The 25,031-nt window shown below is 69.7% G+C and carries 22 protein-coding genes; 13 read left to right on the forward strand and 9 right to left on the reverse strand.

Annotated features, from left to right (window positions below; genetic code table 11):
- Positions 1 to 10: 10 nt before the first annotated feature.
- The 4 genes from araD (at position 11) to H4W30_RS31225 (ending at position 6,381) form a co-directional block, all read left to right on the forward strand.
- The gene (gene araD, locus H4W30_RS31210) at positions 11 to 1,729 is read left to right on the forward strand and encodes an L-arabinonate dehydratase (RefSeq protein ID WP_192746052.1); all 1,719 of its coding nucleotides are present in this window, start codon (positions 11 to 13) and stop codon (positions 1,727 to 1,729) included.
- Positions 1,730 to 1,878: 149 nt separating this feature from the next.
- Positions 1,879 to 3,681 carry a VanW family protein gene (locus H4W30_RS31215; protein WP_192746053.1) on the forward strand — a complete coding sequence of 601 codons (1,803 nt, stop codon included), beginning with the start codon at positions 1,879 to 1,881 and terminating at the stop codon, positions 3,679 to 3,681.
- A 134-nt stretch (positions 3,682 to 3,815) separates the two neighbouring features.
- Positions 3,816 to 5,027 carry an MFS transporter gene (locus H4W30_RS31220; protein ID WP_192746054.1) on the forward strand — a complete coding sequence of 404 codons (1,212 nt, stop codon included), beginning with the start codon at positions 3,816 to 3,818 and terminating at the stop codon, positions 5,025 to 5,027.
- 139 nt (positions 5,028 to 5,166) lie between these two features.
- Positions 5,167 to 6,381, forward strand: a complete 1,215-nt coding sequence (locus H4W30_RS31225; protein WP_318780695.1) for a GGDEF domain-containing protein — start codon at positions 5,167 to 5,169, stop codon at positions 6,379 to 6,381.
- Positions 6,382 to 6,712: 331 nt separating this feature from the next.
- Here H4W30_RS31225 and H4W30_RS31230 read toward each other — a convergent pair whose 3' ends face one another.
- Complete coding sequence (locus H4W30_RS31230) at positions 6,713 to 8,065, reverse strand: TrpB-like pyridoxal phosphate-dependent enzyme (protein WP_192746055.1); 1,353 nt, start codon at positions 8,063 to 8,065, stop codon at positions 6,713 to 6,715.
- Positions 8,066 to 8,141: 76 nt separating this feature from the next.
- Here H4W30_RS31230 and H4W30_RS31235 point away from each other — a divergent pair, with 76 nt between their 5' ends.
- The 3 genes from H4W30_RS31235 to H4W30_RS31245 all read left to right on the forward strand — a co-directional run bounded on the left by H4W30_RS31235 (position 8,142) and on the right by H4W30_RS31245 (position 10,878).
- Positions 8,142 to 9,026 carry an arginase family protein gene (locus H4W30_RS31235; RefSeq protein WP_192746056.1) on the forward strand — a complete coding sequence of 295 codons (885 nt, stop codon included), beginning with the start codon at positions 8,142 to 8,144 and terminating at the stop codon, positions 9,024 to 9,026.
- Positions 9,023 to 9,712 carry a dienelactone hydrolase family protein gene (locus H4W30_RS31240; RefSeq protein ID WP_192746057.1) on the forward strand — a complete coding sequence of 230 codons (690 nt, stop codon included), beginning with the start codon at positions 9,023 to 9,025 and terminating at the stop codon, positions 9,710 to 9,712. The genes H4W30_RS31235 and H4W30_RS31240 overlap by 4 nt, the downstream gene beginning before the upstream one ends.
- 371 nt (positions 9,713 to 10,083) lie before the next feature.
- Positions 10,084 to 10,878 carry a PIG-L family deacetylase gene (locus H4W30_RS31245; protein ID WP_126735470.1) on the forward strand — a complete coding sequence of 265 codons (795 nt, stop codon included), beginning with the start codon at positions 10,084 to 10,086 and terminating at the stop codon, positions 10,876 to 10,878.
- A gap of 138 nt (positions 10,879 to 11,016) precedes the next feature.
- On the opposite strand, the gene H4W30_RS31250 is transcribed toward H4W30_RS31245, so the two are convergent.
- Positions 11,017 to 11,415, reverse strand: coding sequence for a RidA family protein (locus H4W30_RS31250; RefSeq protein WP_192746058.1), 399 nt, complete (start codon positions 11,413 to 11,415; stop codon positions 11,017 to 11,019).
- Between the two features lie 57 nt (positions 11,416 to 11,472).
- On the opposite strand from H4W30_RS31250, the gene mtnA reads away from it, so the two are divergent.
- Positions 11,473 to 12,438, forward strand: coding sequence for an S-methyl-5-thioribose-1-phosphate isomerase (gene mtnA, locus H4W30_RS31255; protein WP_192746059.1), 966 nt, complete (start codon positions 11,473 to 11,475; stop codon positions 12,436 to 12,438).
- Here mtnA and H4W30_RS43890 read toward each other — a convergent pair.
- From H4W30_RS43890 to H4W30_RS31280, 4 genes are all read right to left on the reverse strand, one after another.
- A complete protein-coding gene (locus tag H4W30_RS43890) occupies positions 12,410 to 13,285 on the reverse strand; it encodes a nuclear transport factor 2 family protein (protein WP_318780696.1) in 876 nt (291 codons plus the stop codon). The two genes, mtnA and H4W30_RS43890, sit on opposite strands and share 29 nt — an antisense overlap.
- 80 nt (positions 13,286 to 13,365) lie before the next feature.
- A complete protein-coding gene (locus tag H4W30_RS31270) occupies positions 13,366 to 14,586 on the reverse strand; it encodes a GNAT family N-acetyltransferase (RefSeq protein ID WP_192746060.1) in 1,221 nt (406 codons plus the stop codon).
- A gap of 53 nt (positions 14,587 to 14,639) precedes the next feature.
- The gene (locus H4W30_RS31275; protein ID WP_126735463.1) at positions 14,640 to 14,855 is read right to left on the reverse strand and encodes a ferredoxin; all 216 of its coding nucleotides are present in this window, start codon (positions 14,853 to 14,855) and stop codon (positions 14,640 to 14,642) included.
- A gap of 2 nt (positions 14,856 to 14,857) precedes the next feature.
- A complete protein-coding gene (locus H4W30_RS31280; protein WP_192746061.1) occupies positions 14,858 to 16,048 on the reverse strand; it encodes a cytochrome P450 in 1,191 nt (396 codons plus the stop codon).
- A gap of 112 nt (positions 16,049 to 16,160) precedes the next feature.
- On the opposite strand from H4W30_RS31280, the gene H4W30_RS31285 reads away from it, so the two are divergent.
- Together H4W30_RS31285 and H4W30_RS31290 are read left to right on the forward strand one after the other, a co-directional pair.
- Complete coding sequence (locus H4W30_RS31285; RefSeq protein ID WP_192746062.1) at positions 16,161 to 16,727, forward strand: TetR/AcrR family transcriptional regulator; 567 nt, start codon at positions 16,161 to 16,163, stop codon at positions 16,725 to 16,727.
- Positions 16,728 to 16,767: 40 nt separating this feature from the next.
- On the forward strand, positions 16,768 to 17,670 hold the full coding sequence (locus tag H4W30_RS31290) for a phosphotransferase family protein (RefSeq protein ID WP_192746063.1): 903 nt from the start codon (positions 16,768 to 16,770) through the stop codon (positions 17,668 to 17,670).
- Here H4W30_RS31290 and H4W30_RS31295 read toward each other — a convergent pair.
- Entirely contained in the window at positions 17,651 to 18,853 is a 1,203-nt protein-coding gene (locus H4W30_RS31295) for a cytochrome P450 (RefSeq protein ID WP_192746064.1), read from the reverse strand. The genes H4W30_RS31290 and H4W30_RS31295 overlap by 20 nt on opposite strands.
- Before the next feature lie 78 nt (positions 18,854 to 18,931).
- Positions 18,932 to 19,486 carry a TetR/AcrR family transcriptional regulator gene (locus tag H4W30_RS31300; RefSeq protein ID WP_318780697.1) on the reverse strand — a complete coding sequence of 185 codons (555 nt, stop codon included), beginning with the start codon at positions 19,484 to 19,486 and terminating at the stop codon, positions 18,932 to 18,934.
- Positions 19,487 to 19,537: 51 nt separating this feature from the next.
- Between H4W30_RS31300 and H4W30_RS31305 the strand changes: the two genes are divergently transcribed.
- Positions 19,538 to 20,083 (forward strand): SRPBCC family protein, encoded by a 546-nt coding sequence (locus H4W30_RS31305; RefSeq protein WP_192746066.1) that lies wholly within the window; start codon positions 19,538 to 19,540, stop codon positions 20,081 to 20,083.
- Between the two features lie 199 nt (positions 20,084 to 20,282).
- Here H4W30_RS31305 and H4W30_RS31310 read toward each other — a convergent pair whose 3' ends face one another.
- On the reverse strand, positions 20,283 to 23,057 hold the full coding sequence (locus H4W30_RS31310; protein WP_225949933.1) for an FAD-binding and (Fe-S)-binding domain-containing protein: 2,775 nt from the start codon (positions 23,055 to 23,057) through the stop codon (positions 20,283 to 20,285).
- An 86-nt stretch (positions 23,058 to 23,143) separates the two neighbouring features.
- On the opposite strand from H4W30_RS31310, the gene H4W30_RS31315 reads away from it, so the two are divergent.
- Positions 23,144 to 24,319, forward strand: coding sequence for a GAF domain-containing sensor histidine kinase (locus H4W30_RS31315; protein ID WP_192746067.1), 1,176 nt, complete (start codon positions 23,144 to 23,146; stop codon positions 24,317 to 24,319).
- Positions 24,304 to 24,930 (forward strand): response regulator transcription factor, encoded by a 627-nt coding sequence (locus tag H4W30_RS31320; protein ID WP_318780698.1) that lies wholly within the window; start codon positions 24,304 to 24,306, stop codon positions 24,928 to 24,930. Before H4W30_RS31315 ends, H4W30_RS31320 begins: the two co-directional genes overlap by 16 nt.
- The last annotated feature ends 101 nt before the right edge of the window (positions 24,931 to 25,031 follow it).

A 25,031-nucleotide genomic window follows, 5' to 3' on the forward strand; every position in this document is an offset into this window, starting at 1 on the left:
ACTCGGCTTCATGAGGAACCCTGAGGAATTCCGCAGTCACCGCTGGTTCGGCGGCGACGAACTGCGCGTTTTCAGCCACCGGGCCCGGAGCAGGCAGCTCGGCTACAACCCGGAGGAGCACCTCGGCAAGCCCGTCATCGCGATCCTCAACACCTGGAGCGACATCAATCCCTGCCACATGCATCTGCGCGAGCGGGCGGAACAGGTCAAACGCGGAGTGTGGCAGGCAGGCGGATTCCCCCTGGAGTTCCCGGTCGCGACGCTGTCGGAGACCTTTCAGAAACCGACACCGATGCTCTACCGGAACCTGCTTTCGATGGAGACCGAAGAGATCCTGCGGTCCTACCCCGTCGACGGCGCGGTGCTCATGGGCGGCTGCGACAAGACGACACCGGCGTTGCTGATGGGCGCGGCGAGCGCGGGACTGCCCGCGATCTTCGTCCCCGCCGGCCCGATGCTGCGCGGGCACTGGCGGAACGAAGTGCTCGGCAGCGGCACCGACATGTGGAAGTACTGGGACGACAAGCGGGCCGGGCTGATCGGCGACGACGAACTGTCCGAATTGGAGCGTGGGCTGGCCCGTTCTCCCGGAACCTGTATGACGATGGGCACCGCGTCCACGATGATGTCGGTGGCCGAAGTGCTCGGGCTGACGTTGCCCGGCGCGGCGTCGATCCCCGCCGTCGACTCGGCGCACCACCGGATGGCCGCGGCGAGCGGCGCGCGGGTCGTCGAGATGGTCCGGGAGGACCTCACCATCACGAAGATCCTCGACGAGCGCGCGTACGCCGACGCGATCACCACCGTGCTGGCGCTGGGCGGCTCCACCAACGCCGTCATCCATCTGATCGCGATGGCCGGTCGTGCGCGGATCCCGTTGTCCGTGGACGATTTCGACGCGATCGCGCGCCGGGTCCCCGTGCTGGCGAACATCAGGCCGGGCGGCGACTGGCTGATGGAGGACTTCTATTACGCGGGCGGGCTGCCCGGCCTGCTCTCCCGGCTGACCGACCTGCTGCACACCGATCGGATCACCGTCACCGGCCGGACCCTCGGCGAGACCCTGAAAACCGCGCGGGTGCACAACGACGACGTCATCCGCACGCGTGACAACCCGGTCGCGGCCGAAGGCGGAGTCGCGGTGCTGCGGGGAAATCTCGCGCCGTCGGGAGCGGTGATCAAGCACATCGCCGCCGAACCCCGGCTGCTCGTCCACACTGGACCCGCGGTGGTCTTCGACGACTACAAAGACCTGAAGAACCGCATCAACGACCCCTCGCTCGGCATCACCGAGGACTCGGTCCTCGTACTGCGCGGATCCGGCCCGCTCGGCGGGCCCGGAATGCCCGAATACGGGATGCTGCCGCTGCCGGATCACCTGCTGGCCAAGGGCGTCCGGGACATGGTCCGGGTGTCCGACGCCAGGATGAGCGGGACCAGTTACGGCGCGTGCGTTCTGCACGTCGCGCCGGAATCCCATGTGGGCGGGCCGCTCGCGCTGGTCCGCGACGGTGATCCGATCACTTTGGACGTCCCTTCGCGACGGCTGAGCCTCGACGTCGATGATGCGGAATTGCAACGTCGCCGGGCGGAGTGGACCACGCCCGCTCCGCGGTACGAACGGGGTTACGGCGCGTTGTACGCCGAACACATCACGCAAGCCGATGAGGGCTGTGACTTCGACTTTCTCGCCAGAGTGGGCGAAAATCCGGAACCTGACGCCCAGTGACCACCCGACGGAGTGACCCGCTCACCCAACCGGGCGAGTTGCACGACCACAAAACGCGCCCCGTATCTTGAACCTACGTCCGGAACGTGTGGAAGGCCCGGATGTTCGATCACGACGCCCGGCCTCGCCGGACCGTGGAGGGTGGAGAGTTGCCGCAGGAACCGCGCTGGCCCGAGTCCCACGCTGAGCAGACGGACATTCTCCCGGTCGTCACGCCCGGGTTCGCGGAGTCTGCCACGCCGGAGGCCCCCGCGCCACCGAAGCGCCGTCGCAGCTACCGCAAGGCCGCCTTCATCGGCGGCGGAGTGTTCGGCCTGCTGGTCGTCGCGTACGCCCTCGACGTGCTGGTCTCCCAGGGCAGCGTCCCCCGCGGCGTCACCGTCGCCGGGGTCGACGTCGGCGGGATGGACCGCACGGCGGCCGAGAAGGAGCTCCGCGGCGGTATCGAGCCGCGGCTGACCCGGCCGGTGAAGGTCGTCGCTGGCGACGCCGAGGAGTCGCTGGCGCCGAACAACGCCGGCCTGCGCCTCGACTGGCCCGCCACCCTCGACCAGGCCGGTGACCAGCCGCTGAACCCGTTCACCCGGATCGCGTCGTTCTTCTCGACCACCGAGGTCGGCGTCGTCACCCAGACCGACGACGCCAAGCTCACCGCCGCGCTGGAGAACCTGCGCGACAAGGTCGATCGCGACCCGATCGAGGGCACCGTGCGCTTCGAGGAGGCCAAGCCGGTCGCCGTCGAGCCGAAGACCGGGCGGAAGCTCGACCTCGACGCCGCCAAGAAGACCATCCTGGAGCGCTGGGCCGGTGGCGAGCCGCTCACGCTCGCGGTCACCCAGACCCCGGTCAAGGTCTCGCCGGAGGCCGTCCACGCCGCTCTCGAGCAGGTCGCGAAGCCCGCCGTGGCGTCGCCGATGGTCATCAAGGGCGAGGGCAAGGACGCCGTCGTCAAACCCGCGCAGATCGCGGCCGCGCTGACCTTCGAGCCGGTCGACGGCGGGGTGCTGAACCCGAAGGTGGACAACAACAAGATCATCGAGGCCGCGGGCCCGCAGCTGAAGTCCACCGAGAAGGAGGGCAAGGACGCGCAGATCGTCTTCGAAGGCGGCAAGCCGACCGTGCAGCCCTCCGAGGACGCCAACGTCGTCGACTGGGAGCCGAGCCTCAAGCCGGTGCTCGACGTGCTCAAGCGCGCCGCGCCCCGCGAGCTGCCGGTGACCTACAAGAAGACCCCGGCCAAGGTGACCACCGAGCAGGCGAACCAGCTCGGCATCAAGGAGGTCGTCAGCGAGTTCAAGACCGGCGGGTTCGCGCCGGACTCGGGGACGAACATCCGGGTCGTGGCGCAGAAGGTCAACGGCGCCATCGTGAAACCGGGCGAGACGTTCAGCCTCAACGGGTTCACCGGGCCGCGCGGCACGGCGCAGGGTTACGTCGAGGCCGGTGTCATCAAGGACGGCGCGCCCGGCCGCGAGGTCGGCGGCGGGATCTCGCAGTTCGCGACCACGCTGTACAACGCCTCGTACTTCGCCGGTATGAAGGACACCGAGCACAAGGAACACAGCTACTACATCAGCCGTTACCCCGCCGCGCGCGAGGCGACCGTGTTCCAGAACCACAGTGGCGGCAGCGTAATCGACCTGAAGTTCACCAACGACACGGACACCGGTGTCGCGATCCAGACCATCTGGACGCCGTCGGACATCACGATCCGGCTGTGGGGCACCAAGAAGTACACCGTCGAGTCGATCCCGGGCGGCCGCACCAACCCGTCCGAGCCGCCGACGAAGCCCGGCCCCGCCGAGAACTGCAAGCCCAGCAACGGCGCGCCCGGTTTCACCACGTCGGACACCCGGGTCATCAAGGACGCCGCGACCGGCCGCGAGATCCGGCGGCACACCCGGAACGTGCACTACAACCCGCAGCCGAAGATCACCTGCGGCACGGAATAGCCCTTAGCGCGTGAAGGCCCCCTTCCCTCGGCTGAGCCGAGGGAAGGGGGCCTTCACGCGCTTTGAGGGTTCACCGCACGCGTGCGGGGCGGTACGGTGAGTGACTCACCCGATCGAGCGGGGGTGGTCACCTCGTGGAGTCCAAGGCGACCTTCCGGCAGATCCTCGCGGTCGGCGAACTGCGGGCGATCTGGTTCGCGGAACTCCAGTCGATCCTCGGTGATCAGGTGGCCAGGGTCGCCCTGTCGGTGCTGGTGTTCCAGCGGACCGGTTCGGCGACCTGGCCCGCGCTGACCTACGCGCTCACCTACCTGCCCGACCTGATCGGCGGGCCGCTGCTCGGCGGCCTGGCCGACCGGTTCCCGCGCCGCGCGGTGATGGTCTGCTCCGACGTCGTCCGCGCGCTCCTGGTCGCGGTGCTCGCCGTCCCCGGCATCCCGTTGCCCGTGCTCGCCGCCGTGCTGGTGGTGGTGCAGCTAGCCAACGCGCCGTTCACCGCCGCGCAGGCCGCGGTCCTCCCGTCGGTGCTCACCGGGGATTCCTACGTACTCGGTCAGTCGCTGCTGAAGATGACCAACCAGATCGGCCAGCTCGCCGGTTTCGCGTTGGGCGGCGTGGTGATCGCCGCGATCGGGCCGGGACGCGGGCTGGCGATCGACGCTGCGACATTCGCCGTCTCGGCGATCGTCCTGCGGCTCGGTGTCCGCGCCCGGCCCGCTTCGGGCGCGAGCGGACCGGCGACGTCGACCCTGCGGCGGCTTCGTGCGGGCGCCCGCACGATCTGGCACGACCGACGGCTGCGCGCGCTGGTCGGCCTGGCATGGCTGGCGGGTTTCGTGATCGTGCCGGAAGGGCTCGCCGTGCCCTACGCCGCGGAGATCGGCGGTGGCGCGGTGACGGCGGGGCTGCTGCTCGCGGCGCATCCCGCGGGGATCGTGCTCGGGGTGTTCGTACTGGGCCGTCTGGTGCGGCCGGAAGTCCGGTTGCGCCTGGTCGGCGTGCTGGCGCTCGGCGCGATCGTGCCGCTCGCGGGGTTCTGGTTCCGGCCGTCGCTCCCCTACGCCGCCGGACTGCTGGTGCTGTCCGGGATGTGCGCGGCCTACCAGGTCACCGCGAGCACCACGTTCATGCGGCTGGTACCCGACACCGAACGAGGCCAGGCGTTCGGCCTCGCCGGGTCGGGACTCATCGCCGTGCAGGGAATCGGGCTGATCGCCGGCGGCCTGCTCGTCGGCGTACTCGGTTCACCCGCGACGACGGTCTCGGTCATCGCACTCGCCGGTCTCGTAGTGGCTGTTCCGGCCACCCGGGCTTGGCGCCACGTGGCCCCGCTTCACCCCCTTTGACCGGAACCGGGTACTCACCAGTTCTGCCCGCGCATGGAGCTCACCCCCTCCACTTCCCCGATCCGGTCACGCGTGGTGCACCCACGCCTACCCATACAGCGTAGTGACACCTAGTATCCAACCGATTACGTTCGTCTCCGTGGCGCTAACGAATTGGGCGCTGTGGCGGCTACCCCACCGCGGTTTGATCGGCTTCGTCCTCCTGGTGGACGTCGCGGCGATCGCCGGATCCGCCTGGTCTCTGGTCCGCATCCCGTTCACTCAGGGCGACGCCCTCCCGTTCGCCATCCTGATCGTCAGCGCCGTGGCATACACGGAGTTGTCACGCCCGGTCGAGCGGGTGCGGGAGCGGTTCGCGGGCACGCCGCACATCTCGCTCGACAGCGTCTGGACCTTCGCCGCCGTGCTGCTGGTGCACCCGGCGCTCGCCGCGATGGTCATCGCCGTGTCGTTCTTCTACCGCTGGTTCCGCGGGCAGCCGAACCCGTTGTTCCGGCGGATGTTCTCCACCTCGGCGACCGTGCTCTCGGGTTTCGCGGCCGCCGCCTTCCTCTCCCGGTACGCGGCCCCGTTCGACGTACTCCCCCGCGACGTCGCCTCGTTCGGGTCGATCGTCGCGGCGGGCGGGGTGTTCCTGCTGGTCAACACCGTTCTCATGACCATCGCGGTGTACTACGGCACGCCGCACGAGCGGCTGCGCGACGCGCTGGCGAAGCCCTTCGAATACGCGCTCGAAGCGGCGACGATCGCGCTCGGCGTCATCGTCGCGTGGGCGTTGCGGGACTGGCCCGTGGTGCTGCTGCTGGTCGTCGGGATCACACTGGTGCTGCATCGCGGCGTCCTGCTGCGGCAACTGAAACGGCAGGCGCGCAGCGACGCCAAGACCGGGCTGCTCAACGCCAAGGCGTGGCGCGAAGCGGCGGCCGACGAACTCGACCGCGCGCGGCGCGCGGGGCGGCACACCAGCCTGCTGATGGTCGACGTCGACCGGTTCAAGCTGATCAACGACCGGCACGGGCATCTGGTCGGCGACCGGTACCTGGCGGCGATCGCGGAAACGCTCCGCACCGAGGTGCGCGGCACGGATCTGGTCGGGCGGTTCGGCGGCGAGGAGTTCGTCGTCCTGCTGCCCGGCACGCCCGCCGTCCACGCCCACGCGATCGCGGAACGGATCCGGTCGAGCGTGGCCACGCGTGCCGGTGACCTGCCCGAGCACGTCACCGTGTCGATCGGCCTCGCCGACCGGCCGGGCGTCAGCGATCTGGACGCGGTGATCGCCGTCGCGGACCGGGCGCTCTACGAGGCGAAGAACACCGGGCGGAACCGGACTTCGGGTTACCAGGTGACCGGCTGACCCTCGCGTTTCGTCCTCTGGATGCGGTCCTTGCGCGTGCAAGTACCTGACTATCCACAAGGGACACTTCCCGAGACTGCAGTGCCCGATTCGGGCATTCGATGGGTCGTTCTATTGAGAGGTAAGGCAAAGGTGGCGCAGGTTGGGGCGCGTGGAAATAGGGACGTTGAGTGTCCCTATTTCCACACACCCCTCCTGAACCGGTCGTGACAGGGACGGTCTCGCCGGACTGTGTGGATTTCGGGTCCTCCAACGCACCAAAATCCACACAGTGCGGCTGACCCCCTCCCGAATGTCAGGAACGACCCTTTCATGACATCCGCGCGAGGGGCTACGGAAGGCCGGCGAGGGACTTTTCGAGGGCCTCCTCGGGCAGCGCGTGGTCGGAGATCTCGCCCGCCAGGTACGCGCCGTACGCCGGGAGGTCGAGGTGCGCGTGCCCGCACAGCGCGGTCAGAATCACCTTCTCCTCGCCGGTTTCCTTACACCGCAACGCTTCCTGGATGCACGCGGCGAGCGCGTGAGTCGGCTCGGGCGCGGGGATGATGCCCTCCGCGCGGGCGAACCGCACGCCTGCCGCGAAACAGTCCTCTTGCCCGATGGCTACCGCGTCGATCAGGCCGAGCTCGTAGATATGCGAGATCAGCGGCGACATCCCGTGGTAGCGCAGGCCGCCGGCGTGGATCGGGTCGGGGATGAAGTCGTGACCGAGCGTGTGCATCTTCAGCAACGGCGTCAACCCGGCGGTGTCCCCGAAGTCGTACGCGTACTTCCCGCGGGTGAGCGTCGGGCAGGCGGCCGGTTCGACCGCGCGGATCACCGGGTCCATCCGGCCGGCGAGTTTCTCGCGCAGGAACGGGAAGGCGAGCCCGCCGAAGTTGGATCCGCCGCCGGTGCAGCCGACGAGGACGTCCGGGGTGTCCCCGGCCAGTTCGAACTGTTTGAGCGCCTCTTCGCCGATGATCGTCTGGTGCAGCAGCACGTGGTTGAGCACGCTGCCGAGCGCGTAACGCGTGTTCTCCGCCTGCGCCGCCTGCTCGACCGCCTCGCTGATCGCGATGCCGAGGCTCCCGGTCGAGGCCGGGTCCGCGGCCAGGATCGCGCGGCCGGATTCGGTCAGCTCGGACGGGCTCGGATGCACCGTCGCGCCGAAGGTCTCCATCATCAGCTTGCGATACGGCTTCTGGTCGAACGAAGCGCGGACCTGCCACACCTCGCATTCGAGCCCGAAGGTGGCGCACGCGAACGCGAGCGCGCTTCCCCACTGTCCGGCGCCGGTCTCCGTGGTCAGCCTGGTGACCCCCTCCGCCGCGTTGTAGAACGCCTGCGGGACGGCGGTGTTGGGCTTGTGCGAGCCGACCGGGCTGACGCCTTCGTACTTGTAGTAGATGCGGGCGGGGGTGCCGAGCGCCTTCTCCAGCCGCCTCGCACGGTACAGCGGGGACGGCCGCCAGAGGCGGTAGACGTCGAGGACCTCTTCCGGGATGTCGATGTACCGTTCGGTGCTGACTTCCTGTGCGATGAGCGCCTGCGGGAACAGGGGTGCGAGGTCGTCCGGGCCGACCGGCTCGCGGGTGCCCGGATGCAGTGGCGGCGGTGGCGGCTCCGGCAGATCCGGGACGATGTTGTACCACCGGGCCGGCATGTCCGCTTCGTCGAGGATGTACTTGGTCCGCTCCGCCATTGAGCCTCCTCTGTCCGTTCCTTCAACCTAAAGGGACGGACGGCGTGACACCAGGCGTCACTACTACGGTGGGGGCATGGGGAATTTCGTACTGCTCGACGCACCGTCCAATCTCGGACTGCGCCCGCCCGCCGAAGGTGTGGTCCCCGGCTGCTACAAGGCACCGGGCGCGCTGCGCGACCAGGGTCTGCTCACCCGTTTGGGCGCCAGGGACGGCGGCGTCGTCACCCCGCCGCGCTATCTGCCCGCTTGGTCGCCCGGCGGCGGGGTGCGCAACGCGGACGGGATCGCGACCTACACCGCGGCCCTCGCCGGCCGGCTGGCGAAGATCCGCGCGGACGGCGGCTTCCCGGTGGTGCTCGGCGGCGACTGTTCGATCGCGCTCGCCGCGATGCTGACTCTGCGTCGCGAAGGACGCTTCGGCATCGTCTACTTCGACGGCCACGACGACTTCCGGCATCTCGGCAATTCCGATCACGTCGCCAACGTGGGCGGTGAGGCCCTCGCCGTCGTCACCGGCCGCGGCCAAGCCGAACTGGCCGATGTGGACGGTCTGGGGCCGTACGTCCGTGACGAGGACGTCCTCGTGCTCGGCGTTCGCGCGGAGGAGTCCGCCGAGGCGCGGGACGCGGGGCTGCGCGTCGTGACCAGCCAGGAGATCATGGCGTCCGGCACCGGCGGCGCGCTCGCCGCCGCCCGCGAGATCTTCGCGCCGCTGGACGGTTTCTGGATCCACGTCGACATCGACACGCTCGACCCGGAGTTCGTGTCCGCTGTGGACAGTCCCGATCCCGGCGGGCTCAGCCCGGACAAGCTCGTCGAACTGCTCCGCGGCCTGCTCGCGATCCCCGGCGCCGCCGGGCTGGAGCTGACCATCTTCGATCCCGACCTCGACCCCGACGGCACACAGGCCGCCCTGGTGGCGGACTGCCTCGTGCGCGCACTGGAAGGAACCCGATGACCAAGGTGACCGTCGCCGACGGCTCGTTCGACGCCCCGCTCTGGCTGCCCGAATCCGGCTCCGGCCCGGGACTGGTGCTGATCCAGGAGATCTTCGGTCTCGACGACTACCTCAAGTCGGTCGCCGCCGACCTGGCCGCCCTCGGCTACGTCGTCGCCGTGCCCGAACTGTTCTGGCGGATCTCCCCCGGCTGGTCGGCCACGCACGACGAAGCCGGGGTCTCGGCCTCGATGGCCGTCGCCGGACAGCTCGACCCGGCGCGCGCCGTCACCGACGTGCTCGCGACCCTCGCGACGCTGCGCGAACTGCCCGAGACCGACGGCCGCGCCGGCCTCTTCGGTTTCTGCCTCGGCGGTTCGATGGCGTACGCGGCCGCCGCCGAAGGGGACCCGGATGTCGCGGTCTCGTACTACGGCTCGCGCGTTCCGGAGCAACTCCCGTTGCTGGACGAGATCACCTGCCCGATCCAGTTCCAGTTCGGCGGCGAGGATCCCTACATCCCCGTCGAAGGCGTGCGTCGCCTTGCCGACGCGGTCGCCTCGCACGACGGGGCGGAGATCCACATCCACGAGGGTGCGGGGCACGCGTTCCACAACCACGTGGCGCCGATGTTCCACCAGCCGGAGCCCGCCGCGGCGGCTTGGGCGCTGACGCTGGAGTTCCTGGGGCGGGTCTTTCCGGCGTGAGTGGGCGTTGGGCTCGTGAGTGGTAAGGACGGTTAGGGCCACGGGCGGCGTTTCGCGTGTCGTCCTGTAGTGCGGGGATCCTGTTGGGTGCTGGCTGGGCCGGGGGTTGCGAAAGCCACTTTCGCAACCTTCAGCGTTGCGAAAGTGGCTTTCGCAACGTCGGCCGTGGCCGGGCACGACACCGTCCTGGCGAGCATGTCGCGAAAGCCACTTTCGCGACGTCTGATGTCCCGAAAGTGGCTTTCGCGACACACCCCCGGGGGGCCTGGAGCCAGTAGGTACTCAAGACATCCTTGGTTAGAACACTCACGAGCTCTTCGCTGTGGGCGAAGCACCGGAATATGTCGGTGCCTCCCGGTAGTTTCCCCAGCATGGCCACATTGGTGAGTTTTCACGCCCACCCCGACGACGAGTGCATCGTCGCGGGCGGCGTCATGCGCAAGGCCTTCGAGGAAGGTCACCGTGTCGTGCTCGTCGTCGCGACCAGGGGGGAGGTCGGCGAGGTGCCGGACGGGTTCCTCGACGACGGAGAGGAGTTGTGGCAGCGCCGCGTGCAGGAGACGCACGCTTCCGCCGAGGTCCTGGGGGCCAAGCGGGTGGAGTTCCTGGGGTACACCGATTCCGGCATGATGGGCGAGCCGCGCAACGACGAGCCCGGCACGTTCTGGCAGGCCGACGTCGAGGAGGCCGCGCAGCGCCTGGCCGCGATCCTGCGCGAGGAGCAGGCCGACGTCCTGACCGTTTACGACGACAACGGCGGCTACGGGCATCCGGACCACATTCAGGTGCATCGCGTCGGCATGCGCGCGGCCGAGCTGGCGGGCACGCCGCGGGTCTACGAGGCGACGAGCAACAGTGACGAGATGCGCCGCGGCATGGAGGAGGCGGTGCGCACGGGGCAAATGAAGGCGGAGGATCTCCCCGATTTCGAAGACGGCTCCGAGTTCGGCAAACCGGAAGCGGTCCTGACGGCGAGGGTCGACGTCACCGCGTATCTGCCGGCCAAGCGGGCCGCGATGCGTGCGCACGCCAGCCAGATCAGTGAGGATTCGTTCTTCCTCGCGATGCCGGACGAGGCCTTCGCGCAGGCGTTCGGCGTCGAGTGGTTCATCCGCGCCGGGCAGGGGCCGGGTATCACCGAGACCGATCTGATGGCGGGTCTCTGACGACCGAGCCGGAGCCGGGGAGCCGGGCCGATATGCGAACTCGCGTGATCAGACGGCGTACACGTGAGTTCGCTGTCTGATCACGCGAGATACGCCTTCGGCCTGGCTACGGAATCCGGCGGAGACAGCCGAGCGCGGTCAGGCCGTGGCGGCGGTGACGTCGAGCTCGACGAGCTGCCCGGGATACCCGAGCTGCGCGACGCCGAGCAGGGTGCTCGCGGTGGTGAAGGCCTCGCCGATCTCCGACTCCACGAACCGGTCCCATACGGCCGAGAGCACGTCGGCGTCCGGGGTGACCACGTAGATCACCGTGCGCACGACGTCGGCGGGGGTCGCCTTGGCGAAGGCGAGCGCGGCGGCGGTGTTCGCGACGACCTGGTCGACCTGGGCGAGCACGTCGCCGTCGACGACCTTGCCGTCTTCGGCGAGCGGGCACTGGCCGGCGAGGTGGACGTCCCGCCGTCCTTCGACGATGGTCACGTGGTGGTAGGTGGGCGTGGGGTGCAGACCGGGCGGATGGTGGCGTTGAATGGTCACGGGCCGCATCCTCACCGAGGCGGTCGCGACGGGACAACCGGATTTCACGGGGGAGTCATGCGCAGGACGATCGACTGGACCGGTGACGCGGTCACGATCATCGACCAGACCGTCCTGCCCGCCGAGTATCGCCTGCTCGAACTGCGCACGGTCGGCGAGCTCGTCGACGCCATCCAGCGGCTGGCGGTGCGCGGCGCGCCGGCGCTCGGCGCGGCGGGGGCGCTCGGTGTCGTGCTCGCGACCCGCGCGGGAGGTGACGTCGAGGCCGAGGCGCATCGTGTCGCCCAGGCCCGGCCGACGGCGGTCAACCTGAGCTGGGGTGTCTCCCGCGCCCTCGCGAAGCTCCCGGAGGGGCCGGACGCCGTCCTCGCCGAAGCGCTGGCGATCCTCGACGAGGACGAGCGGATCAACCACGAAGCCTCCCGGCTGGCGGCCGCAGTGGTGCTCGAACACTGTGAGCGGCGGCCGTTGCGGCTGCTCAGTCACTGCAACGCGGGCCACCTCGCCACGGTCGCCTGGGGCAGCGCGCTCGGCGTCGTCTGGCATCTTCAGGCCCGCGGCCTGGTCGAGTCCGTGCTGGTCGACGAGACCAGGCCGCTGCTGCAGGGCGCCCGCCTGACCGCGTGGGAGCTGGCCGAAGCCGGTGTCCCGTACCGGATCCAGCCCGACGGCGCGGCCGCCGCCGCGATGAGCCGCGGCCTCGTCGACTGCGTGCTCGTCGGCGCCGACCGGATCGCCGCCAACGGCGACGTCGCCAACAAGATCGGCACCTACGGCCTGGCGATCGCGGCGAAGCACCACGGGATCCCGTTCGTGGTCGTCGCCCCTTCGTCCACTGTGGACACCGCGATGCCGGACGGCGCCGGGATCGTGATCGAGGAGCGCGATCCCGGCGAGGTCCTGGGTTTCGGTGGCACGAAGGTCGCTCCCGAAGGCGCGGAGGTGTTCAACCCGGCCTTCGACGTGACGCCGTTCGAACTGGTCACCGCGGTCGTCACCGAGCAGGGGGTGCTGCACCCGTGATCAGCTTGGTGAACAAGGCGGCCATTTCCGCGTCGTCGTAGCTCAGCGGAAGCGTGTCGAAGTAGTAGCGGAGAACGCCGGAGCCGGTGCCCACGACCATTCCGAAGTCGATCGTCCGCCCCTTCGCCCGCACGGTCCCGCGATACTCCCGGAACTCCCCCGCCACCTGATCGGGTGCCAGCCGGACGTCGGTCATCGCGCCCGAAAGCCTGCCGAGGTAAGCGAGATGGCACGCCGGGTCCGTAACCGGTGCGGTCAGCCCCGGCCCGGTGAAGGCCGGCCCCGGCCGCGGACAGTTGTCGCCGACACCGGCGAACAGTTCGCGAAGGCCGTCGTTCTCCAGCGGGCGGAACCATTCCGTCCGATCGTGGTAGCGGCGGCCTTGGGTGACCTCGCCGTTCTCGAGCACCACCCGGTAGACGGCCGGGTACCGCACCATCCGGCCGTGGATCACCGCTTCGTTGTCCGCTTCGTAGAAGACGGCGTCGCCGTTCACCGAGATCCTCACCGGCGTGAACCGGAACGTCGGGAACGCGCCCAGCAGGGTGCGCAGGCTGTTCTCGATGTTCGCCCTGCCTTGGACCGGCGCGGCGCTGCCCGATTCCGCGAGTGTCCCGTCCGCGGCGAAAATGGTGCCGTACAGCCGAACGCGGGCCTCCCGCGCTTCGGGCGTGTCCGAGCGCATGGCTCCGAATTCGGTCTGTTTGACGATGAAGGCGCAGGCGGACGGTGACACCGCGCCTTCGACCAGGTCTCCGAGCTGCTTCGGAAGTGCACAGCCTTCGGTCGTCTCAGCCACCGCCGTCCCGCTTCCCATCACCGTCGCACCGAGCAGAACCGCCGCCACACCAACGAATCTCTTGATTTTTCGCACCTGGTCACCTTGGCAAGAGCGACCACGCGAAGTCGATTACCCGGCAGGTAATGCTAGAAGGATTCGACGCAGGACGGCTCGCGGTCGGAGGCGAACGCGGCCGTCGCCCGGGCGACGGCGCCGGCGGTCCGCTCCCTGATCCGGCCCGCCGCGGCCAGCGTGCTGGGCCTGGTGCCACCGAGGAAGATCGCGCCGAGGTCGTCCACGCCCAGTTCGAGATCCGGCGCGTCCTCCACGCGCGTCACCTCGGCGTTCCCGCCGGCGTCGGTGACGAGCCGCCAGTTCCCGGTGTTCCACGGACAGAAGGCGTCACGCACGCCGAGCACGAGATCCACCGGAGCACCGTAGCGCCGGGTGACGAGGCCGCGGTCGACGTCGACGAGCCGGAGCCACAAGGAGTCACCGGCGGACCGGTTCATGGCACGGGGATTGGCGAGCAGATGGACGAGCGGCTCGTCGAGGGCGGCGAACCCCTCCACCGTGAACACCAGGTCGTAGTCGAGCAGGAAGCGATACAACGTCGCGTACGCCTCCGGAGTGGTCGCGACCAGTTCCTGCACCGTCAGAATTCCTCGCGGGCCTTCCTCGTTCCAGTCGTTCTTCAGCCGGTAGATCACGTAGCCGTCCGGGAGCACGGCGAACTTCAGCGCGGTCGCCCCATGGCGGCGGTACTCCGGGTCGTCGAGTACGAACTCCCAGGCCGACTCGGGCCGGTCGAGGGCGCCGACCCGTTGTGGCGCTTCCTTTTCGTAGATCGCCTTGATCAGCGGGATCGCCTGTTTCCGCGCGACTTCGCGTACTCGTTCGGCTTCGAGCTCGACGCCGGGCCGGAACGCGGACTTGGCGCGCACCTTCGTGCGGTGGAACTGCGCCGCGAGACCGTAACCGAATCGGGGGTAGATGACCGCTTCGGACGCCCACAACGCGGCGATCGGTTCGCCGCCGTCTTCGTGCAGGCCGTGCAATTGCGCCCGCATGACCCGGGTGAGCACGCCCCGCCTGCGGTGCCCCGGCGCGACGGCGACCGACGTCACCCCGGCGAACGGCGTCTGTCCGGCCCCCGGAACGGTGATCTTGCGGGTGAGCAGTTCCCCCACCCCGATGAGGTCGTCGCCGTCGAACACACCGTGCGTGCGGTCCGGCTCGAACACCAGCCTTTCGCGGTGTTTCAGGCCTTCCGTCGGATCGGTCAGGAAGGCGCTCGCGAGCAGTTCCGCGAACGCGGGCAGGTCGTCGGTGGTCAGAGTGCGGAGGGTCAAGCCGTCATCGCTCACCCTGTCGTCCTACGCCTGTTCACCGGCGACCGCCACGCATTAACGAGCGGTCATCAGGGCCGCGGCCCGATCACCTCACCCTTCTCCGTCACCTCGATGGCCATCGCGGGGCACGAATCCGCCGCGTCGAGCACCGTCTCGTCCGGCTCCACCTCGCCCGTGACCACCGTCGCCGTGGCACCTTCGAGCACGAAGACCTCCGGCTTCAGCGCGGCGCACATTCCCGAGCCGATGCACGTGTCGCCATCGACGTCGACTTTCCAGCTCATGCTCACCATCCGATCGGCATGGAGCGGGGCCCCCGCACCAGCATCTGCGTCTTCCACACGATATCGCCGTCGAGGCGCAGCCCGGGGAGATCGCGCAGCAATGCCCGCAGAGCCTCCTGCAGTTCCAGCCTCGCCAGCGGAGCGCCGAGGCAGTGGTGCACGCCGTGGCCGAAACCGAGGTGGGGGTTGGATTCCCGGTCGAATTCGAGGGTCTCCGCGGACGTGAACTGGAGCCCGTCCCGGTTCGCGGCGCCGATCGCGACCATCACCGGCTCGCCCTCCTTCACGAGCACGTCACCCACCTGGACGTCTTCGGTGGCGTACCGGGCGAACCCGGCTCCGGCACCCAGCGGGATGAACCGGAGCAGTTCCTCGACCGCGGCCGGGATCAGGTCCAGGTCCGCGCGGAGGCGGGCGAGCTGGTCCGGCTGTTCGAGCAGGGCGTAGACGAAGTTGGGGATCTGGCTGGCGGTGGTCTCGTGCCCGGCGACCAGGATGCCGATGCACAGGTCGACCAGTTCCAGCTCGGTCAGCCGGTCGCGGACGTCGCGCGCCTCGATCAGCGCGGTCATCAGGTCGTCCTGGGGTTCGGCGCGATGCTGCTCGACGAGAACGTGCATGTACGCCCGCAGCTCGTCCTGGTTGGCCATCATCTCTTCGGTGGTCAGCGGGCTGGTCGACAGCGCGGCGTCGCTCCATACGCGGAACTTCGGCCGGTCCTCGACCGGGACGCCGAGCAGCTCGCAGATCACCGCGACCGGGATCGGCAGCGCGTAGTCCTCGACCAGGTCGGCGGGCTGGCCCTTGGCCTTCATGTCCTGGATCAGGCCCGCCGCCAGCTCGGCGACGCGCGGCCGCAGGAGTTCGACGCGGCGCATGGTGAACGCCTTCGCGACCAGCGTGCGCAGCCGGGTGTGATCCGGCGGGTCCATGCTGAGGATCCCGCCGGGCCGCCTGCCCGGCGCCATCCGCGGCTCGTCCCGTTCCGCCGCCATCGCACGGGAGAAGCGGCGGTCGCCCAGAACCAGACGCGCGTCGGCGTACCGGGTGGCGAGCCACGCCGGCTCCCCGTGCGGAAGACGGACGCGGAGCATGCCCTTGGTCGCGCGGGCCGCCGCGTACGCCTCGTTGAGTTCGAGCCCGGCGTCTTCGTTGAAGGGATAGGCGACGAATTCGGTGTCAGTGGTGGTCATTTGTCCGGAAACCCCCCGGCTCGGCGGTTTGTAAGCAACTGCTTACAACGCTAACCATGATCACGCTGAGCGTCAATGCGCCTACCGTGCGACGTCCGGCTAGCCTTTGGCGATGACGGAAGAACCGCAGGTCCGCAAGCGCGACGCGGCCGCGACCAGGGCCGCCCTGCTCGATGCGGCGGCGGCTCTCTTCGCCGAACGCGGTTTCGACCGGACGACCGTCCGCGACATCGCGAAACTCGCCGGAGCCAACCAGGCCTTGCTGTTCCGCTACTTCGGTTCGAAGGACGCGCTGTTCGAGGAGGTCCTGGCGCGCGGCGGACGCGAGCAGATCGCCACCACCCCACCGGACGAACTGCTCGGGACGGCGTTGCGCAGCATGCTGGAGTCCGACACCGGCCGCGACCGCACCCTCGACGCGTACCTCCGCTCGACGGGTCACGACAGCGCCGCCGCCGCGGTCCGGCGGCAGCTCGGCGAGGAGTACGCGAAGGTGCTCGCCACGCTGACCGACGCCGACGACGCGGACCTGCGGGCCGACCTCGTCCTCGCCTGGCTGCTCGGGATCGGCCTGGTCCGCGACATCACCGGCAAGGAACCGCTGGCCAGCGCGGATCCCGACGACGTCTGCCGTCTGGTGCTCGGCGCGGCGCGGACGCTGCTGGAGCGCAGCGGGTAATTCCGTCGCCGTCCACGGCGCGCTGCTCTACGGTCGTGCGGTGATCACGTTCCCGCCCGCCAGCACCGAAGCCGAGTTCGACGCGCTGACCAGGCAAGACCTCCTTCCGGCGGTGGCGTCGCTGGGCTTCGGCGAAGCCGTCCCGTTCACCGAAGGCTCGCTGCCGGTCTACGCCGTCGGCGAAGATCTGGTGCTCAAGCTGTTCCCGCCGGTGCATCTCGGCGAACTCCCGACCGAGCGGACGATGCTCGAAGTCCTGCACGGGAAACTGCCGATCCCGACCCCGGCCGTGCGCGACGCCGGCGAACGGGACGGCTGGGGCTATGTGCTCATGGACCGCCTGCGCGGCGAAACGCTGAAGGACGCGTGGCCGAAACTGTCCACTGAGGACAAACACCGGCTTGCTCCCGAACTCGGCGAAGCGCTGGCCGCCCTGCATTCGCTGCACGACCCCCGCCTCGACGTCCTCGGTCCGCCGGACTGGGCCGCATTCGTCGCCGAGCAGCGCGCGAAAGTCGTCGAACACCACCGCCAGACCGGGCTCGACGAGTCTTGGATCGGCCGGATTCCGGCGTTCCTCGACTCGGTCGACCTGGGCAGCCCGCCCGTCGTCCCGCTGCACACCGAATTCATGCGCGACCATCTCATGGTCGTCCACGACGGCGAACGCCCGCGGCTGACCGGGCTCTTCGATTTCGAACCGGCGATGCGGGGTGCGGCCGAGTACGACTTCGTCGCCGTCGGGCTGTTCGTTTCGGGCGGAGACAAGGACTTCCTGCGACGGTTGCTGGCCGGATACGGCGTCGAGCCGGACGAAGGGTTCTCCCGGCGTTGCCTGGCGTACGCGCTGTTGCACGTCTACTCCAACTTCACCTGGTACTTCAAGGTTCTTCCGGCGCCGGAAGAACCGACGCTGGAGAGCCTCAGCCGCGCTTGGTGGTAGCCCACGTCACCGGCACAGCTTCCGGGCCGCGGATCGAAAGCGGCGGACGCCAGACGATGGCCGAAGCGGGCACCGCGAGATCCAGACCCGGCAAGCCGTCAAGCAGGGTGCGGAACGCGATCTCTCCTTCGAGCCGGGCGAGTGCCGCGCCGAGGCAGAAGTGGAGGCCGTGCCCGAAGCCGAGCTGCGGCGCGTTCCGGCGCCGGATGTCGAACCGCGACGCACCGGGGAAGGCGGCTTCGTCGCGGTTCGCCGCACCCGTGTGCGCCAGCACCGCCTCACCGCGCCGGACCACACCCGCGCTCAGCTCGACGTCCTCCAGCGCGAGCCGGAGCAGCGACGCGTCGGCGGGCCCGTCGAACCGCATGATCTCTTCGACGGCCCCTTCGGTCAGGCTGGGATCCGAACGCAGCGCGGCGAGCTGGTCCGGATGCCCCGCCAGCAGCACGATCCCGGTCGCGATGAGGCTGACCGTGGTCTCGTGCCCGGCGAGCAGGAGCTGGGTGGCCAGATCGATCAATTCGGCCTCGGTGAGCCGATCGCCGTCCTCGTCATGTGCGTGCACGAGGACGCTCAGCAGGTCCTCACCCGGCGTCACCCGCTTGACGGCGACGAGTGCCGCCATGTCGTCCGCCCCGTCACGCCGGGCCTGCGCCACTTCCGCCGGGGTGTACGCCGTCGGCGTGACGATCACGCGTGACCATTGGCGAAACCGTTCCCTGCCTTCGTAAGGGACGCCGAGGATCTCGCACATGACCGCGGTGGGCAGCGGGAAGGCGAACGTCTCCACCAGATCCACCGGCGGACCGTGCTCGATCATCGCCCGCAGCAGCGTGCCCGCGATCTCCTGGATCCGCGGCCGCAGCCCGGCGATCCGGCGGACGGTGAAGGCCTGCGCCGTCAGCTTCCGCAGCCGCGTGTGATCCGGCGGGTCCATGTTGAGGATGCTGTGCTCACCGGTGGAGAAATCGCCGGGTTCGATGAGGCACGGCGCGCCCGGTGCGAGCAGGTTCCGGGAGAACCGCGTGTCCGAGAAGATCAGGCGGACGTCTTCGTACCGGGTCACCAGCCAGCCTTCGCAGCCGCTGGGGAAGACGACCCGGGACATCGGCGGATATTTGGCGTAGATCGCGCCCATGGGGGTCGCGGGGTCGTCCTTCGCCGCGGGATACGTGGCTGTCATGGAGCATGATGATGAGCGGCGGCCGTCGTGGCCGGAAGGATCCGGCCGGTCACCCGCCCGAAGAGCCGAAGATCCTTATCACCGGGTGATAATCCCGCGCAGGAACTCCAGGTAGCCCGGCCGTTCCGGTGCGGGCAGGAGGGTGCCGCCGCTCGCCCGCTGCGCCTGGATCAAGCCGATGAAGGCCGTGTACGCCAGTAGGCCGCGATGCCGGGATTCGGTGTCCGGGAGGCCCATTTCCCGGAAACACCGGACGATGAAGTCGACGCGTCGCGCGGTGACCTCGGCCAGCGGCGGGCCGATCACCGGGTCACCGGCGTGGGCGAGCAGCGCCAGCTCGGCCCGTTCGTCGTCCGTGGATCCGAAGACGAGGGTGAAGAGTTCGCGCAGCCTCCGCTCCGGGTCCGAGATCCCGTCCAGCAGCGTGATCAACGCCTCGGTGTCCTGCTCGGCCCATCGGCGCACGGCGGCTTCGACCAGCGCGCCCCGATTCGCGAAATGCCAGTAGAAGCTGCCTTTCGTCGTCCCGAGTTTCGCCGCGATGGGCTCGACGGCGATCGCGGCGACCCCGCCCTCGCACAACGCTTCGAGCGCCGCGTCGGCCCAATCTTCCGGTGCGAGCTTCCGTTTCACGTCCCGTACGCTACCGTATGGAAAACCATACGGCACCGTACGGAGGCGGCCATGACCTTCGGCTCACCCGCGAACTGGGGCGCGACCCCGGAAGAACGCCGCCGCGCGCAGCCGGCGGACACCCTGCTGGACGGCCCTGTCGCGCGTTTCGACCGCGCCGTCACCGTGCACGCGCCCGCCGCGCTGGCCTACCGCTGGCTCTGCCAGATCTCGGTCGCGCCCTACAGCTATGACCTGCTCGACAACCTGGGGCGCCGCAGCCCGGACAGCCTCACTCCCGGCGCCGACGAACTCGCTCCCGGCGACACGCTGATCGTGTTCGAGCTGACCGAGGTCGACCGTGGGCACAGTCTCACCGGGCGGACCTTCGCCAAGTCCGAGAACCTGTTCGGCCCGGTGGCCGTCACGTACTCGGTCGAGCCGATCGACGAGAGGTCGTGCCGCATGCTGTGCCGCATCGTCGTGACCTCTCGGGGATTCCGGGGGCGCGTCAAGGAGTTCCTGCTCGGCTGGGGTGACCTGGTCATGATGCGGAAACAGCTGCTGACGTTGAAGAAGTACGCGGAACGGGACGCGCGCCTCGGTCACGTCTCGTGAGTGGTAAGGACGGTCGGCCAGGTGCAGGGTGTCGCGAAAGCCACTTTCGCGACGTCTGATGTCCCGAAAGTGGCTTTCGCGACATGCTCGCCGGTCTCCCTGACCTGGCCGCCGACCCCTGGCTCCACCGACGTTGCGAAAGCCACTTTCGCAACGTTGAAGGTTGCGAAAGTGGCTTTCGCAACGCCCATCGCGGCACCTAAGGCAGCGCGCGCCTCAACAGCTCCGCCAAGTGCACGGCCCGCCGCCCGTCGAGCTGCTCGATCTGCGTCCGGCAGCTGAAGCCGTCCGCGACCACCTCGGTGCCCTCGGCCGCGGCACGGATCGCGGGCAGCATGCGGTCTTCGGCGCAGGCGACGGAAACGTCGTAGTGCCCGCGTTCGAAACCGAAGTTCCCCGCCAGTCCACAGCAGCCCGAGTCCATTGTGGAATTGTGGACACCCGCGGCGCGCATCGCGGCCTCGTCGGCGTCGAAGCCGAGCACGGCGTGCTGGTGACAGTGCACCTGGCTGAGCGCTTCGACGTCCAGAGACCGGAATTCGAGCGGCGAGTCCTCGACGAGTTCGGCGAAGGTCCTGGTCCGTTCGGCGAGCAGCTCCGCGACCGGGTCGCCAGGCAGGAGCGCCGGGAGATCACCACGGAACAGCGCCGTGCAACTCGGCTCCAGACCCGCCACCCGATACCCCGCACGCAGGTACGGTTCGAGGACGGAAAGCGTGCGGCGCAACACGTTCTTCGCCACGTCCAGCTGCCCGGTGGACACCCACGTCAGCCCGCAGCAGACGCCGCGATCGGGCAGGACGACGTCGTACCCGGCGGCGGTGAGCACCTCGGCCGCGGCGTCGAGGACGTCCGGCGTGAGGTAGTTGTTGAACGAGTCGGGCCACAGCACCACGCGCCGCGAACCGGTCGCCCAGCGCTTGAGATCCGTACGGCGCCGCGTGAACGGAACCGTGGCGAAGGTCGGCAGCTCCCGTTCCGGCGCGATCCCGCCGAACTTCTTCAGCAGCCCGGAAAACCGGCGCGACATCGTGTTCGCCAGCCGGGGCGCGACCGATGCCGCGCGCAACCACAACGGCAGCCAGCCCATCGAGTAGTGCGACGCCGGACGGAGCCGTCCCTTGTGGTGCTGATGCAGGAATTCCGCCTTGTACGTCGCCATGTCGACGTCGACCGGGCAGTCGGACAGGCATCCCTTGCACGACAGGCAGAGATCCAGCGCCTCGGCGACCTCCTCGGAGCGCCAGCCGCCGGTGATCAGCTCGCCGTTCACCATTTCGGCGAGCAGATGCGCGCGTCCCCGCGTGGAGTGCTTCTCCTCGCGCGTGGCGCGGTAGCTCGGGCACATCACGCCGGCTCCGGTGGTGTTGCGGCATTTCCCGACGCCGACGCAGCGCCGCATCGCCTGCCCGAAACTCCCCCTGTCCTCCGGGTACGCGAGCGCGGTGACGTCTTCGAGGTCCAGCGGCGCGCGCCGGACGCGAAGATCGGCGTCGACCGGCCTGGGGTTCACCAGGATGCCGGGGTTCATCATGCCCGCCGGATCGAAGATCCCCTTGAACCGCGCGAAAAGCGCGAGGATTTCGGGACTGTACATCCGGGACAGCAGCTCCGAACGCGCCTGACCGTCACCGTGTTCCCCGGACAACGAGCCGCCGTGCGCGGCGACCAGGTCCGCCGCCTCTTCGAGGAACGACCGGAACCCGGCGATCCCCTGCGGCGACAGCAGGTCGAAGTCCAGCCGCAGGTGCAGGCAGCCTTCGCCGTAGTGGCCGTAGACGACGCTCTTGCGCCCGTGCTCGCGCATGAGCTGCTTGAACTCCCGCAAGTAGGCGCCCAGACGCTCGGGCGGGACGGCCGCGTCCTCCCAGCCCGGCCAGGCCTCTTCGCCCCCGGCGAGCCGGGTCGCGAGACCGGCGCCCTCCTCCCGGATCCGCCACAGCCGCTTCTGCGCGGCCGCGTCGTCCAGCAGTGTGGATCCGGTCAGCGCGCCGCGGAGCCCGTCGATCAGCCCGCGAGCCTTGTCCGGATCGGCCATCTCGACGAACAGCCACGCACCGCCCGGGGGAAGCCCGTCGGCGCGGCCGGGCTCGAGCAGGGCGACGAGGTCCGCGTCGACGCCCTCGACGGTCAACGGCGACCAGGGCAGGATCTCCGGGACCGCGTCGGCCGCGGCGATGTCGGATTCGAAGCCGAGCACCGCGAGCACCTTGCGTTTCGGCACCTCGGCGAGGGAGACCGTCGCCTCCAGCACGGTGACGCAGGTGCCCTCGCTGCCGACCAGCGCCTTGGCGACGTCGAAACCGTTCTCCGGCAACAGGTGCTCCAGCCCGTAGCCGGACACCCGCCTGCTGAACGACGACAGCTCCGTCCGCAGCAGCGCCAGGTTGTCGTGGACGAGCGCGCGCAGTTCCGTGAAGACCCGGCCTTCGGTGCCGGGCCTGGCCGCCCGCGCGTCCACTTCGGACGGCGACGTCGGCCCGACGGTGAGCCGGGTGCCGTCGTAGAGCAGCACGTCCAGCTCCCGGACGACGTCGACCGTGCGGCCCCAGGCCACCGAATGCGAGCCGCAGGCGTTGTTGCCGATCATCCCGCCGATCGTGCAGCGCGAATGCGTCGACGGATCGGGGCCGAACCGGAGGCCGTGCGGCGCGGCGAGCCGCTGGAGGTCGTCGAGGACGGTGCCCGGGGCGACGCGTGCCGTGCGGGCCCCCGGGTCGAGGGCGAGGACCCCGCCGAAGTGGCGTGACGTGTCGATCACGACGCCCGGCCCGCACGAGTTGCCCGCGACGCTGGTGCCGCCGCCACGGGCGATCACCGGCAGCCCGGCCTCGCGGCAGGCGGCGACGGCCGCGATCACCTCGTCGACGTCCCGCGGCAGCACCACGCCCTTCGGCACGTGCCGGTAGTTGGAGGCGTCGGTCGTGTACAGCGCCAGTGTCGCGGCGTCGGCCAGGATCTCCACGGGGTCCATTCAAGACAACCGCGGACGAGAACGCATCGGTGAACCTCTCCGGACGGGTGTGTCGGAAACCACGTCCGATATGCGATCGTGAGCGCGTGACGGCGAGACGGCACGCCGCTGAAGACCTCGCCGCCGAGCACAGCGCGGTGCTCGGCGGGCTTCTTCGCGAGCGCGAGGAGCTGCTGGCCACCCTCGACCGGGTCGCCGCGCTCAACGGCACCGCGCGACTGATCCGCGAGTCCATCGGCACGCATTCCGGCTTCGTCGCCGAGCTGACCGGGCCGGAACAGGCGGTGATCCGCTGGATGTCGGGCACCCGCACGGACGCGCTGCAGGACCTCGCCGTGCCCATCGGCCAGGGCATCGGCGGGCGGGTGCTCGCGCTGGGCAAGCCGGTGCGGGTCAACGACTACGTCAACTCGCCGAGCATCACCCACCAGTTCGACGCGCAGGTGCGCGGCGAGGGCCTCGCCGCGATGATCGCCGTCCCGATCGTGAGCGGGACGGAGACCGTCGCCATCGCGTACGCCGCCATGCGGGAGCGCCGCGACTTCGGTGACGACGCGGTCCAGTCCCTCGAAGACATCGCCACCGAGGCAGGCCGGGCGCTGAAACTGGCGTCGGTCGCCGAAGCCGACCGGGAGACCGCGCTGTCCTCCGAGCGGCTCCGCATGCAGAGCGCGCTGCACGATTCGGTCGGCGCGCTGCTGTTCTCCATCGGCGTCCAGGTCCGGAACCTGCACGAGGACATCAGCGACAACCCGGCGCTCGAATCACGGCTGCGGCGGCTGGAGGGTGACGTCTCGGCCGCGTCGAGGGCGCTGCGCGAGTCGTTGCTGGCGTTGTCGGAGTCGAGCCCGGAACGCGCGCTGCCGGTGGAGCTGGCCGAGCACTGCCGCTCGTTCCAGGCGCGCTGCGGCGTCCCGGCGCGCTTCGTCCAGCTCGCCCCGGTGCCCCGGCTGGACGCCGAACGCACCGGCCTGCTGGTGGCGGCCGTCCGGGAGGGCCTGCTCAACGTGGAGAAACACGCCGAAGCGCTGTCCGTCGTGGTCAGCCTGCTGCCCAGCGACGACGGCGTGCAGGTGGTCGTCGCCGACGACGGCACCGGGCATCGCTCCGGAGACGAAGAGCCCGAGCCGGGGACCGGGATGGGGCTGCGCGCGCTGGCCGAACGCGCCGCGCGGCTCGGCGGCCGGGTCAGTCTGGTGCGCGACGAGGACGACGGCTGCACGCTGCGCGCCTGGGTGCCGGAACCGTGCCGTCGCCGGTGACGGTGCTCGTCGTGGACGACCATCCGGTGGTCCGCGACGGGGTGAGCCTGCTGCTGCGCTACGACCCGGCGATGACCGTGGTCGGCTCGGCCGAGACCGGCCGGGCCGCGATCCGGCGGGCGGGTGAACTGAAACCGGCGCTGATCCTGCTGGACCTGCGGTTGCCGGACATGCTCGCGCCCGAGGTCATCGCCGAACTCAGGGGTGTCCACCCGGCCGGGCGGATCGTCGTGTTCACCGCGCACGGCGACCATCAGGGCGTCCGGGCCGCGCTGGACTCCGGGGCGCACGGTTGCCTGCTCAAGGACGTCGCCGGGACGGATCTCGTGGCGGCGTTGCGGCAGGTGCTCAAGGGTGAGCGCGTCGTCGATCCGCGGATCTTCCCCGACGACGGCCAGCGGTCCGACGCGCTGGCCCGCAGCGGACTGACGCGGCGCGAGTACGAGGTCCTCCGGCTGGCGGCGCAGGGTCAGACGAATCCGGAGATCGCGGAATCGACCGGCCTGGCGCGGAACACGGTGAAGACCTATCTGCAGTCCGCGCTGCACAAACTCGGCGCCCGGAACCGCGTCGAGGCCATCGGCAAGGCCTCCGAAGCCGGCCTCCTCTGACCCCCGCGACAACGGTCTCCCCAAGGGCGCCCCGCGCCCGACGGAGACTTCACCGTCGCGCGCCCTGCGGGGCGTTTCCGTCAGCGCGCGACCAGCAAACA

This window comes from Amycolatopsis roodepoortensis (assembly GCF_014873915.1).
In the GTDB taxonomy this organism is placed as follows: domain Bacteria; phylum Actinomycetota; class Actinomycetes; order Mycobacteriales; family Pseudonocardiaceae; genus Amycolatopsis; species Amycolatopsis roodepoortensis.